This is a genomic window from Sinorhizobium sp. GQ132 (genome assembly GCF_059758575.1).
Genome location: NZ_JCAXDX010000003.1, coordinates 501,978 through 513,732 on the forward strand (window position 1 = coordinate 501,978; position 11,755 = coordinate 513,732).

Genomic DNA, 11,755 nt, shown 5'->3' on the forward strand with positions numbered 1-11,755 from the left:
CTACCTGCTGGCGCACTTCCAGGAAAAGCGCGTAACGGTTTTTCCGTCCCGGATGTGCGCAATTTCAGAAGATTGGTGTTGCAGGTGCGGGAGATCCCTGGCGTGAAAAAGGTGCGGACAGTCGAGGAATTCTGGGGAGGTTTCAGGGCGATGGCACCGCTTATCGTGGCGGTGATGCCGATCGGGCTCGTCTTCGGGGCCGTCGCCGCAACCAAGGGCCTGTCGCCCCTCGAAGTCGTGACGATGAGCGCTCTGGTCTTCGCCGGCGGTTCGCAATTCGTCGCGCTCGACATCTGGACTCATCCTGCCTCCTGGGCGGCCCTCGGATTTTCGGCTCTGCTCGTCAATATCCGCCATCTTCTGATGAGCGCGTCGATCGGCACGAAGATGCCGGCCTTCTCGGGGCCGGCGAGATATGCCGCGATGCTTCTCCTTGCCGACGAGATATGGGCCATGGCCGAGGTCCGGGCCGGTGAGTCGCGGCTCACGCCTGCCTGGTATGCGGGCCTCGCGGTGCCGTTCTATCTGGTCTGGGTGCTTGCCGGCCTTGTCGGCTCGCTCGCCGGCGCGTTCCTCGGAGACCCGAAAGCGCTCGGTCTCGATTTTGCGTTCCCCGCGGTCTTCATCGTCCTGGTCATGGGTTTCTGGAAGGGACGAGAGACCGGCGCGGTTCTCGCTGCGAGCGCTGCGGCCGCGGTCCTCGCGCACCAACTCCTCCCCGGAGTCTGGTATATCGCAGCCGGCGCGGGGGCGGGCGTCATTGCGGCGCTCTTCACCGGGGAACGTCAGGAGGCCCGCGCATGACGCTCGATCCGCACACGCTTCTTGCGATCGTCGCGATGGCCGTGGCGACCGTGCTGACCCGCATCGGCGGTCTTGTTCTCATCCGTTTCGTCACGATAGGTCCTAAGCAGAAGCGGGCGCTGGAGGCGATTCCGCCGGCCGTATTGATGGCCGTCATCGCGCCGACGGCGCTGGTCACCGGGCCGGCCGAAACGCTCGCAACCCTCGCGACAGCGCTTGTCGCCACGAGGCTTCCGCTGCTGGCCGCCGTGGCGGCCGGCGTGATCGTCGTGGCGGTTGCGAGGGTGTTCGTGGGGTAGAGAGCCCGTTTTCCGTCCGGCAGTGCGTTGGACCAGCGACTTAGAGCATTTCAGTGTTTCCATGAAACATTGCAATACTCTCAGTCCGCCCCTCAGTGCTCGTACTGCGTAAACGACGGATCGGCGAGATCCGAGAAGCGCGTGAATTCCGACTGGAAGGCGAGCTTCACGGTACCGGTCGGTCCGTGGCGCTGCTTGGCGATGATCACGTCGGCCGTGCCCTTCACCTTCTCCATCTGCATCTTCCACTCTTCGTATTTCGGATCGAACTCGTCGCGCGGTTCCATGTTCTTCACGTAATATTCCTCGCGGAACACGAAGAGAACCACATCGGCGTCCTGCTCGATCGAGCCCGATTCACGCAGGTCGGAGAGCTGCGGCCGCTTGTCCTCGCGGCTTTCCACCGCGCGCGAAAGCTGCGACAGCGCGATGATCGGCACGTTGAGTTCCTTGCCGAGCGCCTTGAGGCCGGTGGTGATCTCGGTGATTTCCTGTACGCGATTTTCGCCCGACTTCTTCGAACCGGTCATGAGCTGGATGTAGTCGACCACGAGCACGTCCAGGCCGCGCTGCCGCTTCAACCGGCGCGCGCGTGCGGCAAGCTGGGCGATCGAGATACCGCCGGTCTGGTCGATATAAAGCGGCACTTTCTGCATCATCTGCGAGCAGGCGACGAGCTTCTCGAAATCCGCTTCCGAAATGTCACCGCGGCGGATCTTCGAGGAGGAGACTTCGGTCTGCTCGGAGATGATACGGGTAGCGAGCTGTTCGGACGACATTTCGAGCGAATAGAAGCCGACCACGCCGCCGTTCTTGGCCTTGAAGGAGCCGTCGGGCTGTACTTCCGGCTCGTAGGCGGCGGCGATGTTGTATGCGATGTTCGTCGCGAGGGAGGTCTTGCCCATGCCCGGACGGCCGGCGAGGATGATCAGGTCCGAACGCTGCAGTCCGCCCATCTTCCCGTCGAGGGAATGGATGCCGGTGGAAATGCCGGAGAGGTGACCGTCCCGCTCGAACGCCTGTCCGGCCATGTCGATCGCGAGCGCGACCGCGTCGTTGAACGATTGGAAGCCGCCATCGTAGCGCCCGGTCTCGGCGAGTTCGAACAGGCGCCGTTCGGCATCCTCGATCTGGCTCTGCGGCGGCATGTCGAGCGGTGCGTCATAGGCGATGTTCACCATGTCTTCACCGATGGTGATCAGCGACCGGCGGAGCGCCAGGTCGTAGATCGCGCGGCCGTAGTCCTCCGCATTGATGATGGACACGGCTTCGGCGGCGAGGCGCGCGAGATATTGCGCAACGGTCAGGTCGCCGACCTTCTCGTCGGCCTTGAGAAAGGTCTTGACCGTCACCGGGTTGGCAGTCTTGCCCATGCGGATGATTTCGCCGGCGATCTCGAAGATCCTGCGATGCAACGGCTCATACAGGTGTACGGGTTTGAGGAAGTCCGACACCCGGTAGAAGGCGTCGTTATTGACGAGAATGGCGCCGAGCAGGGCCTGTTCCGCTTCCAGATTGTTCGGCGCCTCGCGATAATGCTGTTCCGCCTGATCCTTGGCCAAAGGGGCGAGCTTTCGCGCTGCGTCGTTCATCGTTTTCCGTTTCCGCTTATGATCCCGTGAGGCACCCGGTTTGCTGACTGTTGCCCGTCGCGTCTAGTGCAGGCACGCAACAGTGGCGTGCCATACAACCCCGCCTGTCGCCTTTGCCCGTTGTTCGACTGATCCACAGGGAGGCAAGGGAGAAGTTGTAAAAAAATACATTCTCACGCGACACTGGTTGACGCAGCGGCCATGGGTAAAAACTAGCTGATTCGCGTCCCCGCGTCCTCGATGGGCATCTTGAAAAATGCCCATGGCCGGATTAAATAGTGTCCAGATAGTTAGCATGCTAGTAATATGGAAACGATACTAAATGCCGAATCCAAGCGACAATCGTGAACTGTTCGACGCGCTTGCGACCGTCAATCGCAAACTGCGGTCGGTGTTCGACGCGCGGGTGAAGGAGCGCGGCCTGACGCTGCCGCGTGCGCGGATGCTGTTCGCGCTCGCCAGGAAAGAAGGTCTCAACCAGCGCGAGTTGGCCGAAGAGCTCGATATCGAGACGCCGACGATCGTTCGCCTTCTCGACGGCATGGAAAAGCAGGGGTTCATCGAGCGCCGGGTCGAGATTTCCGATCGTCGTGCGAAGCAGATCCATATGACGGACATTGGCCGCTCCGTGGCGGATGAGATTCAGAAGCTCGCGAGCGACATCCGCGAGGAGGTCCTGGGCGGGCTGCAGCCACAGGAAATCGCCGTGGCGCTGAAGGTCGTCTGCAAGATCGCGACGAACATCCAGTCGATAGGGCGGAGTGGCGACCGATGAATGCCGTTGCCGCTCCCGACTCGATGCGCATCGGTAAATCAGCTCTCTATATCGCCGGCTCCGCTCTCCTTTTTCTGACGCAGGGCCTCGGCATGAATCTCGCCTCGGCCAATCTTGCGCAGGTCCAGGGGTCGCTTTCGGCCACGTCGGTGGAGGCTGCCTGGCTTGCCGCTGCCTACATGGCGCCCAATGTCAGCCTTTCGGCGGCTCTCGTGAAGATCCGCGCCCAATACGGTCTTCGCCGCTTCGCTGAGATCGGCATAGTCGGCTTCGTCATCGCTTCACTGATGAACGTCTTCGTCTCGGACCTTCATTCGGCGGTCGTCGTCCGCTTCATCAGCGGCATTGCGGCCGCGCCGATGTCGAGCCTCGGCTTTCTCTATATGCTGGAAGCCTTTCCACCGGCGCGCAAGCTGACGGTGGGCCTCGCACTCGCACTGACATGCACGACCTTGGCCGCTCCGATCACGCGGCTGATTTCGCCGCGGCTCATCGAGATCGGGCAATGGCACGGGCTGTACACGCTCGAGATGGCGCTCGCGCTGATCGCGCTGCCGATCATCTATCTGCTGCCGCTGACGCCGGTGCCTCATGCCAAAGTCATCCAGCGTACCGACATCCTCAGCTACCTGCTGCTCGCCGTCGGCTTCGGCTGTGTTGCCGTCGTCCTCGTAATGGGGAGGCTCTATTGGTGGTTCGAGGCACCCTGGCTCGGCATGCTGCTCGCCTTGGCGGTCGTTACCCTCACGGCCGTCGTACTGATCGAGCTCAATCGCGAGCAGCCCTTGATCGACATACGCTGGTTGGCCTCGCGCGAGATCGTGCATTTTGCTGCCGTACTGTTGATCTTCCGCCTCGTCGCCTCGGAGCAGTCGGCGATCGCCACCAACTTCTACCAATTGCTCGGCCTGCAGTATGACCAGCTCGCGACACTTTACTGGATCATTCTGGCCGCATCGCTCGCGGGCGGTCTGCTCTGTGCGGCGCTGATGAAGCCGGGGCACGCGGACGTCATCCACGTGCTCGCCCTCGGCTTGCTCGCTGGCGGCGCCTTTATGGACAGCCATGCGACGAGCCTCACGCGTCCGGAACAAATGTATGTGAGCCAGGCGCTGGTCGCCGCCGGCACGGCCCTTTTCCTGCCGCCGGCCATGGCCCGCGGTTTCACGGCGGCACTCGCGAAAGGCCCGAGCTACATCCTGAGCTTCATCGTCGTCTTTCTGTTCACGCAGAGCATCGGCGGCCTGATAGGCTCGGCCGCCTTCGGAACCTTCGTGACACTGCGGGAGAAGTTCCACGCCAACATTCTGGCCGAGCAGATGGTTCTGACCAATCCTCTGGTCGCGCAGCGCATCGGGCAGTTGTCGGGCGCCTACGCCAAGGCAATCGGCGACAGGGCGTTGCTGAACGGGGAGGGCGTTGCCCTGCTCGGACAGACGATCACACGCGAGGCCAATATCCTCGCCTACAACGATGCCTTCCTGCTGGCGGCGATCATAGCGCTTTTCGCGCTCGCGGTGCTGCTCATCCAAGTCGCTGTCAAACGGCTTGCCGGGCGCGATTCCGACACCGTACCGGCGGCCATATCTTGAACAATGAAGTTGCTATCATGCTGAAAAATTTCCGCTCTCCTACAACGCTCATCGTATTTCTTGCCGGCCTCGCCGGTCTTTCGCTCGTCCTCTACGCCTGGCGTCTGCCGCCCTTCGCGAGCTCCGTCGAAACCACGGAGAACGCCTATGTCCGCGGCTATGTCACGACCATCAGCCCGCAACTTTCCGGCTACGTCGCGGAGGTGCCGGTGCGCGACTACGAGGAGGTGAGGGCTGGTCAGCTCCTCGTCAGGATCGATGACCGGATTTACGTCCAGAAGCTTGCGCAGGCAAAAGCGACGCTTGCGACACAACGGTCGGCACTGGCCAACTCGTTCGAACAGGAGCTATCGGCAAAGGCCGGAATCGCCGCGAGCGAGGCCCAGCTCGACGGGGCCAAAGCGGCTCTGGCAACGGCGAGAGCAACCTGGGACCGCATTCGTCCGCTCGCCGACAAAGGTGTCGCGACGCGGAGCGACGCCGACCAGGCCCGGGCTGCGTTCGAGCAGGCGGACGCGGGCGTCAAACAGGCGATCGCAAATCTCGAGGTTTCGCGCCAGTCGCTTGCGACGACGCTCGGCGCCCGCGCCGGCCTCGAGGGTGCGGTAGCCGGCGCCGAGGCGGCCGTGGAACTCGCCGAGATCGACCTCGACAACACCAGGATCGTTGCGCCGCGTGCCGGCAGGCTCGGCGAGATCGGTGCCCGTGTCGGGCAATATGTCACTGCCGGCACACAGCTGCTCTCGGTGGTGCCGCACGACGTCTGGATCGTCGCCAACTTCAAGGAGACGCAGCTTGACGGGATGCGGGTTGGTCAGCCCGTCACCATTTCGGTAGACGCCCTGAACCGGCAGGTGCTGAGAGGCCACATCGAGCGCTTCTCTCCCGCTGCCGGATCGGAATTCAGCATCATCCGGCCCGATAACGCCACCGGCAATTTTACCAAGGTGGCGCAACGTCTCGGCGTGCGCATCGCCGTCGATCCCGAACAGCCAATGGCCGACCGCCTTGCTCCCGGGCTTTCGGTGGTGGTGAGGGTCGACAAGGCGGCCGAACCTCAGGCGGCGATCGCGTCCGCCGGGTAGGGCAATTCCAGGTTCCGCGAGGAATCGCCCGCAAACAAAAAGCCCGGATCCGATCGGATCCGGGCTTTTTTCCTTGAGGTCCGCTCGGGACTTATTCCTCTTCGGACTCGATCTCGGCTTCCGGGTTGAAGAAGTCTTCCGGCTTCAGGGCGTCTTCGTCCACGCCGTAGATGGCATCGGCCGAGGTCAGGCTTTCGCCCTTGGCCTGGCGCTCGGCTTCTTCGGCCGAACGGGCGACGTTGATTTCGATCGCCACGTCGACTTCCCCGTGCAGGTGCAGCGTGACCTTGTGCAGGCCGATAGCCTTGATCGGCTGGTTGAGGTCGACCTGGTTCCGGTTGATGTTGAAGCCTTCGGCAGCCAGTGTCTCGACGATGTCGCGGGCGGCAACCGAGCCGTAAAGCTGGCCGGTCTCGCCAGCGGAACGGACGATGATGAAGGACTTGCCGTCAAGCGAATCGGCAACCTTCTGGGCTTCCGACTTACGCTCGAGGTTACGGGCTTCGAGCGTCGAGCGCTCGGATTCGAAACGGGCCTTGTTGGCGGCATTGGCGCGGAGCGCCTTGCCGAGCGGCAGCAGGTAGTTGCGCGCGAAGCCGTCGCGAACCTTCACGGTTTCGCCCATCTGGCCGAGCTTGGCGATGCGTTCGAGGAGAATGACTTCCATTTTGATTTCCTTTCAGTTTTGTTCGTTTCGTTGGTCAGTTTTTTCCCGTGGGCGTGAGTGCGATGGCGCGGCGCGTATCGATCAAGCCGGACAGGAGGAAGAAGAAAGCCGGAATCGTAAAGACGAACACCGACAGGTATGCGATCCACAGCACGGGAAGCCGCCAGGACTTGCCGCGCGTGCGAAAATGAAAAGAGGCGAAGCCCGACAGCAGGAAGCCGGCGCCGAAGGTACCGCAGACGAGCGCACCGATCACAGCCGGCGCCCCGCCGAAGAAGGTGAGGGCCAGGCCGCCGAGAAAAACGAAGATGGCGTTGCGGTGCATCCTGAGCGACGAGGGAACGTCCTCCCGCGGCCGAAGCGCCTTTCCGGACAGCTGCACGATGCGGGTCGCGAGATAGTAGGCGGCGAACAGCATCAATACCCAGATGGCACCCTGCACCAGCGGCAGCGCCAGCGCGAATATCGACTTGAGCTGAGCGATCGCCGCGGCATCCGGATTGTAGAGCGGTTCCTGCGCCTTTACCGCCTCGACCACCATGTCGACCATGATGTCGGAGACGCTCGAGTCGTATCCGACGATATAGCCGACGATGATCATGCCGACCGTCACCAGTCCGGCAAGATGCACGAGGATGTCGGAGAGCGGATACCAGGCGAGTGAACCCTCGGGACCGCCGAGTTCGGAAGCCGGGCGCGCAAGATTGGAGAGGTGGCTGAGCCAGCCGGCCGGGACGAGCGTCACGACGACGATCAGCAGTGCGAAATAGGGTGACACGAGTGCCACTGCTGCCCCGCCCGCGACCACGATGGCAGCGATGGCGGCGGCGTTTCCCCAACCGAGACCCGCAATCAGGATCGGCAGCGCGGAGGCGGCGTAGAGAACGATCGCAAGAGACGACTGCGTATTCGCGCCCATCGACAAGAGGGCGGCGGTAATGCCGGCGAGAACGCCGGTCAGCAGCGATGTCCTGTTCCAGTTCTTCACGTTCGCTGTCCTGCTTGAGAGGCAGTTAGGGGCGGCCATCCGGCCATTGCCCCAACATGGGATTTGCGCGCCGTTCCGGCGCGTTTCCGATCCGCGCCCACCGCGGAAGGGAGGGATCGAGGCACACTTGAGAGCGCGCCTCGATCGGAACTGGTTTCCGTTGAGTCAACCGATCAACGGAGCGCCGGCCGCCTTACGATACGATGTAGGGCAGCAGGCCGAGGAAGCGGGCGCGCTTGATCGCCTGGGCGAGTTCACGCTGCTTCTTCTGGGAAACGGCCGTGATGCGCGACGGCACGATCTTGCCGCGCTCGGAAATGTAGCGCTGCAGGAGACGGACGTCCTTGTAGTCGATCCGAGGAGCGTTTGCGCCCGAGAAGGGGCAGGTCTTGCGGCGACGGTGGAACGGACGGCGTACCGGAGCGGAAGAAACTTCAGCCATTGTCTTTATCTCCTAAAGCTTCTTGTTAAGCGCGGTCTTCGCGCGGGCGGCGCGGACGGTCATCGCGGTCGCCACGGTCCGGACGCGGACCACGGTCGCCAAACCCACCACGGTCCGGGCGGTCGCCGTCGCGGCGCGGGCGATCGTCGCGGTCGCGCTTCTGCATCATCGCGGACGGGCCTTCCTCGTGCTTGCTGACGGCGATCGTCATGTAGCGCAGGATGTCTTCGTTGATGCGCATCTGACGCTCGACTTCGTGCACGGCCGGTGCCGGGGCATCGATGTCCATGAGGACGTAGTGAGCCTTGCGGTTCTTCTTGATGCGGTAGGTGAGGGACTTCAGGCCCCAGTTCTCGACCCGACCGACCTTGCCGCCGTTCGATTCGATGACACCCTTGTACTGCTCGACCAGAGCGTCGACCTGCTGCGGCGTGATGTCCTGCCGAGCGAGGAATACGTGTTCATAAAGAGCCATTGTGGCTTGCCTTTCTTGCGTTAATCAGCCCGGACCTCGGCGGCTAAGCCTCAACGACTGTTCTTAAAGGCTACGAGAGCCGGCAAGAAAGTGTTGTATCGAGACGGTCGAGAGCGGAGACACGGGAGGCCGGAATGCCTTACATTCCTCGCGGTTTCCGAATGGAAACCGGCCCTCCGTTCAGCCACCAGCCAGAAGACCGGGCGTTTCGAACAGCGCGCTTATACGGGTTTTCACCCGAAATGCAAGCGCTCTCGTCGGATTGGCGTCCCGGCTGCACTCATCCGGAACAAAAGCGCCCTTGCGCTGTTGAGTGGGCTTCCACCCATCCGGGAGAAGAAAATGGCCCCCTTCGATCCGAAGATGCAGGAATGCATCGAGAATTGTCTTGCCTGCTATCGCGTCTGCCTTTCGACGGCGATGACGCATTGCCTCGAGACCGGCGGCGAGCATACCAAGCCGCCGCACTTCCGGCTGATGATGGCCTGCGCGGAAATTTGCAGGGACGCGGCGCATTTCATGCTGCTGGGGACGCCGCACCACAAGCACCTGTGCGGCGAATGCGCCGAGATTTGCGCGGAGTGCGCGGACGACTGCGAGCGCATCGGCGACATGGGCGATTGCGTCGACGCCTGCAGGCGCTGTGCCGAGAGCTGCCGCCAGATGGCGGCATGAAGCCGCCGCTCCGGCGGGAGAGTGTTTCAGATCGGCGCCGGATAGAGCCGGTGCAGCCGCCGGATGCCGTTCATCACGTCCTGGGAGAGAGTGACGTCGGCGGCGCCGAGGTCATTCTTCAGTTGCTCCATGGACGTGGCGCCGATGATGGCCGAGGCCATGAAGGGGCGCGTGAGGCAGAACGCGATCGCCATTTGAGCGGGGTCAAGACCGTGTTCGCGGGCGAGTGCGGCATAGGCGGCGACGGCGGGCTCCTGATGCGGCGTGTAGCGGCCGCCGAGGTCGCCGTTGATCGACAGGCGCGACCCGGCCGGCCTGGCCCCGTCCAGATATTTTCCGCTCAACAGCCCGGCCGCCAGCGGCGAATAGGCGAGCAGGCCGATATCTTCGTGGTGCGACACTTCCGCCAGGTCGAGATCGTAGCTGCGGTAGAGCAGACTGTATTCGTTCTGGATCGTTGCGACGCGCGGGAAGCCGTATCTGTTGGCGAGGTCGATCATCTTCATCGCGCCCCAGGCCGTATCGTTCGAAAGGCCGACTGCGCGGATTTTGCCCGCTTTGACGAGTTCGCCGAGCTTGTCCAGAATGGCCTTGAGATCAGCCGCGACCTCCTCCCTGTTCTGGTGGGAAGGATCATAGGACCAGGCGTTTCGGAAGTGGTAATGGCCGCGGTTGGGCCAGTGCAATTGATAAAGGTCGATATAGTCGGTTCTGAGCCGCGCGAGGCTCGCATCGACCGCTTCGCCGATCCCTTGCGGGGTGACCGGGCCGCCATTGCGGATGTAGGCACGGCCGGAGCCGGCGACCTTGGTTGCAACCACCACGTCGTCACGGCGGCCGCGCGCGGCCAGCCAATCGCCGATGATGCGCTCGGTGTTGCCGTAGGTCTCCGCTGAAAGCGGCGTGGTCGGATAGAGTTCGGCCGTATCGATGAAGTTGACGCCATGATCGAAGGCATAGTCGAGCTGTTCATGGGCCTCGGCCGGCGTGTTCTGCGAGCCCCACGTCATCGTTCCGAGACAGATGGACGAAACCTTGATGCCGGTGCGGCCGAGTTTGTTGTAGCGCATGACGTTCCTTGTGGGGCGGGTTCGCGCCCATGGGAGGGAGGCGCTCCGCCTTGGAAATGACGGTTGGCCGCAGCCCGGGAAGTTCCGGAACGGCGCGGCGGCAAAGCGGGGCAAACTTAAGCCTTGATCGGCGAAGATCAAGGGCAAAAGACCCTAACCAACCGGCGAAGCGCGGCTTCCGCGCTTGACTTGCGGTTCAGGAATGTGAATGGAGAGGAAAATGCGGGGCGGCGCCAAAGGTCCGGGCGGTTCATCTGCACCCGCCCGCGCAATTGAAACGGTCACGGTTACTGGCTTGCTCCGAACCAGCCGCGACCCATGGAAGGGGCACTCTTGATGAGCACCGCATTCACGTTCCCCGGTCAGGGCAGCCAGGCCGTCGGCATGGGCAAGGATCTGGCCGAGGCCTTTCCGGAGGCTGCCGCCGTCTTCGCCGAGGTCGACGAGGCGCTCGGCGAAAAGCTTTCCGACATCATGTGGAACGGCCCTGAGGACACGCTGACGCTGACGTCGAATGCGCAACCGGCGCTGATGGCGGTGTCCATGGCGGTCATCCGCGTGCTCGAGGCCAAGGGCGTCGATCTCAAGCGCAAGGTTTCCTTCGTTGCGGGCCACTCGCTCGGGGAGTATTCGGCGCTCTGTGCGGCCGGTACCTTCTCGCTCGCCGACACGGCGCGTCTTCTGCGCATTCGCGGCGATGCCATGCAGGCGGCCGTGCCCGTCGGCAAGGGCGCGATGGCGGCGATCATCGGTCTGGAGCATGACGATGTCGAAGCGATCTGCCGCGACGCCGCATCGCTCGGCTCGTGCCAGATCGCCAACGACAACGGCGGCGGCCAGCTGGTGATCTCGGGCGAGAAGCCGGCTGTGGAGAAGGCCGCGGCTCTTGCATCGCAGAAGGGTGCCAAACGCGCGCTGATGCTGCCCGTGTCAGCCCCCTTCCATTCCGCGTTGATGACACCGGCCGCAGAAGCCATGCGCCAGGCGCTCGCAACGGTCGAGAAGCGCGACCCAGTGGTGCCGGTCGTCGCGAACGTGCTTGCCGCGCCGGTAAGCGATGCGGGCGACATCGCACGCCTGCTTGTCGAGCAGGTCACCGGGCAGGTGCGCTGGCGCGAGACGGTCGAGTGGTTTGCGTCCCATGACGTAACGACGCTTTACGAGATCGGCTCGGGCAAGGTCCTGACGGGACTTGCCCGGAGGATCGACAAGACCGTCACCGGCATCGCCGTCAATTCGCCCGCCGATATCGATGCGGCGCTTGCCGTCCTCTTGGCCTGAGCGCCCTACT

General features: G+C 63.1%; 13 protein-coding genes. 7 read left to right on the forward strand and 6 right to left on the reverse strand.

What is annotated here, in order from left to right; genetic code table 11:
- The first annotated feature begins 150 nt into the window (after positions 1-150).
- Positions 151-804: an AzlC family ABC transporter permease gene (locus tag AC6CIG_RS10670; RefSeq protein ID WP_437408897.1), complete on the forward strand. Its 654-nt coding sequence runs from the start codon at positions 151-153 to the stop codon at positions 802-804.
- On the forward strand, positions 801-1,103 hold the full coding sequence (locus AC6CIG_RS10675; protein WP_127709425.1) for an AzlD family protein: 303 nt from the start codon (positions 801-803) through the stop codon (positions 1,101-1,103). The genes AC6CIG_RS10670 and AC6CIG_RS10675 overlap by 4 nt, the downstream gene beginning before the upstream one ends.
- A gap of 92 nt (positions 1,104-1,195) precedes the next feature.
- Here the strand turns inward: AC6CIG_RS10675 and AC6CIG_RS10680 are convergent, their stop codons facing one another.
- A complete protein-coding gene (locus AC6CIG_RS10680) occupies positions 1,196-2,695 on the reverse strand; it encodes a replicative DNA helicase (protein WP_003531702.1) in 1,500 nt (499 codons plus the stop codon).
- A gap of 322 nt (positions 2,696-3,017) precedes the next feature.
- Here AC6CIG_RS10680 and AC6CIG_RS10685 point away from each other — a divergent pair, with 322 nt between their 5' ends.
- From AC6CIG_RS10685 to AC6CIG_RS10695, 3 genes are read left to right on the forward strand one after another with little or no spacing between them, the layout of a single operon-like run.
- Positions 3,018-3,470 carry a MarR family winged helix-turn-helix transcriptional regulator gene (locus AC6CIG_RS10685; protein WP_018094652.1) on the forward strand — a complete coding sequence of 151 codons (453 nt, stop codon included), beginning with the start codon at positions 3,018-3,020 and terminating at the stop codon, positions 3,468-3,470.
- On the forward strand, positions 3,467-5,062 hold the full coding sequence (locus tag AC6CIG_RS10690) for an MFS transporter (RefSeq protein WP_498322689.1): 1,596 nt from the start codon (positions 3,467-3,469) through the stop codon (positions 5,060-5,062). The genes AC6CIG_RS10685 and AC6CIG_RS10690 overlap by 4 nt, the downstream gene beginning before the upstream one ends.
- Before the next feature lie 17 nt (positions 5,063-5,079).
- Positions 5,080-6,147 carry an HlyD family secretion protein gene (locus AC6CIG_RS10695; protein ID WP_275596521.1) on the forward strand — a complete coding sequence of 356 codons (1,068 nt, stop codon included), beginning with the start codon at positions 5,080-5,082 and terminating at the stop codon, positions 6,145-6,147.
- Between the two features lie 91 nt (positions 6,148-6,238).
- On the opposite strand, the gene rplI is transcribed toward AC6CIG_RS10695, so the two are convergent.
- From rplI to rpsF, 4 genes are all read right to left on the reverse strand, one after another.
- Positions 6,239-6,814 carry a 50S ribosomal protein L9 gene (rplI, locus tag AC6CIG_RS10700; RefSeq protein WP_018094655.1) on the reverse strand — a complete coding sequence of 192 codons (576 nt, stop codon included), beginning with the start codon at positions 6,812-6,814 and terminating at the stop codon, positions 6,239-6,241.
- Positions 6,815-6,848: 34 nt separating this feature from the next.
- Positions 6,849-7,802: a YybS family protein gene (locus AC6CIG_RS10705; protein WP_498322691.1), complete on the reverse strand. Its 954-nt coding sequence runs from the start codon at positions 7,800-7,802 to the stop codon at positions 6,849-6,851.
- Positions 7,803-7,995: 193 nt separating this feature from the next.
- On the reverse strand, positions 7,996-8,244 hold the full coding sequence (gene rpsR, locus AC6CIG_RS10710) for a 30S ribosomal protein S18 (protein WP_003531693.1): 249 nt from the start codon (positions 8,242-8,244) through the stop codon (positions 7,996-7,998).
- Positions 8,245-8,269: 25 nt separating this feature from the next.
- Positions 8,270-8,719 (reverse strand): 30S ribosomal protein S6, encoded by a 450-nt coding sequence (rpsF, locus tag AC6CIG_RS10715; RefSeq protein WP_018094657.1) that lies wholly within the window; start codon positions 8,717-8,719, stop codon positions 8,270-8,272.
- A 342-nt stretch (positions 8,720-9,061) separates the two neighbouring features.
- On the opposite strand from rpsF, the gene AC6CIG_RS10720 reads away from it, so the two are divergent.
- Positions 9,062-9,394, forward strand: coding sequence for a four-helix bundle copper-binding protein (locus AC6CIG_RS10720; protein ID WP_018094658.1), 333 nt, complete (start codon positions 9,062-9,064; stop codon positions 9,392-9,394).
- A 26-nt stretch (positions 9,395-9,420) separates the two neighbouring features.
- Here AC6CIG_RS10720 and AC6CIG_RS10725 read toward each other — a convergent pair whose 3' ends face one another.
- Positions 9,421-10,464 carry an aldo/keto reductase gene (locus AC6CIG_RS10725; protein WP_379942518.1) on the reverse strand — a complete coding sequence of 348 codons (1,044 nt, stop codon included), beginning with the start codon at positions 10,462-10,464 and terminating at the stop codon, positions 9,421-9,423.
- Between the two features lie 336 nt (positions 10,465-10,800).
- Here AC6CIG_RS10725 and fabD point away from each other — a divergent pair, with 336 nt between their 5' ends.
- Positions 10,801-11,745 (forward strand): ACP S-malonyltransferase, encoded by a 945-nt coding sequence (fabD, locus tag AC6CIG_RS10730; protein WP_437408845.1) that lies wholly within the window; start codon positions 10,801-10,803, stop codon positions 11,743-11,745.
- Positions 11,746-11,755: the final 10 nt, after the last annotated feature.

What these genes read in the sequence shown, in the direction of transcription:
- AC6CIG_RS10670 (WP_437408897.1), top strand. Translation starts at nt 151, where the DNA reads ATGGCACCGCTTATCGTGGCGGTGATGCCGATCGGGCTCGTCTTCGGG.
- AC6CIG_RS10675 (WP_127709425.1), top strand. Translation starts at nt 801, where the DNA reads ATGACGCTCGATCCGCACACGCTTCTTGCGATCGTCGCGATGGCCGTG.
- AC6CIG_RS10680 (WP_003531702.1), bottom strand. Translation starts at nt 2,695, where the DNA reads ATGAACGACGCAGCGCGAAAGCTCGCCCCTTTGGCCAAGGATCAGGCG.
- AC6CIG_RS10685 (WP_018094652.1), top strand. Translation starts at nt 3,018, where the DNA reads ATGCCGAATCCAAGCGACAATCGTGAACTGTTCGACGCGCTTGCGACC.
- AC6CIG_RS10690 (WP_498322689.1), top strand. Translation starts at nt 3,467, where the DNA reads ATGAATGCCGTTGCCGCTCCCGACTCGATGCGCATCGGTAAATCAGCT.
- AC6CIG_RS10695 (WP_275596521.1), top strand. Translation starts at nt 5,080, where the DNA reads ATGCTGAAAAATTTCCGCTCTCCTACAACGCTCATCGTATTTCTTGCC.
- rplI (WP_018094655.1), bottom strand. Translation starts at nt 6,814, where the DNA reads ATGGAAGTCATTCTCCTCGAACGCATCGCCAAGCTCGGCCAGATGGGC.
- rpsR (WP_003531693.1), bottom strand. Translation starts at nt 8,244, where the DNA reads ATGGCTGAAGTTTCTTCCGCTCCGGTACGCCGTCCGTTCCACCGTCGC.
- rpsF (WP_018094657.1), bottom strand. Translation starts at nt 8,719, where the DNA reads ATGGCTCTTTATGAACACGTATTCCTCGCTCGGCAGGACATCACGCCG.
- AC6CIG_RS10720 (WP_018094658.1), top strand. Translation starts at nt 9,062, where the DNA reads ATGGCCCCCTTCGATCCGAAGATGCAGGAATGCATCGAGAATTGTCTT.
- AC6CIG_RS10725 (WP_379942518.1), bottom strand. Translation starts at nt 10,464, where the DNA reads ATGCGCTACAACAAACTCGGCCGCACCGGCATCAAGGTTTCGTCCATC.
- fabD (WP_437408845.1), top strand. Translation starts at nt 10,801, where the DNA reads ATGAGCACCGCATTCACGTTCCCCGGTCAGGGCAGCCAGGCCGTCGGC.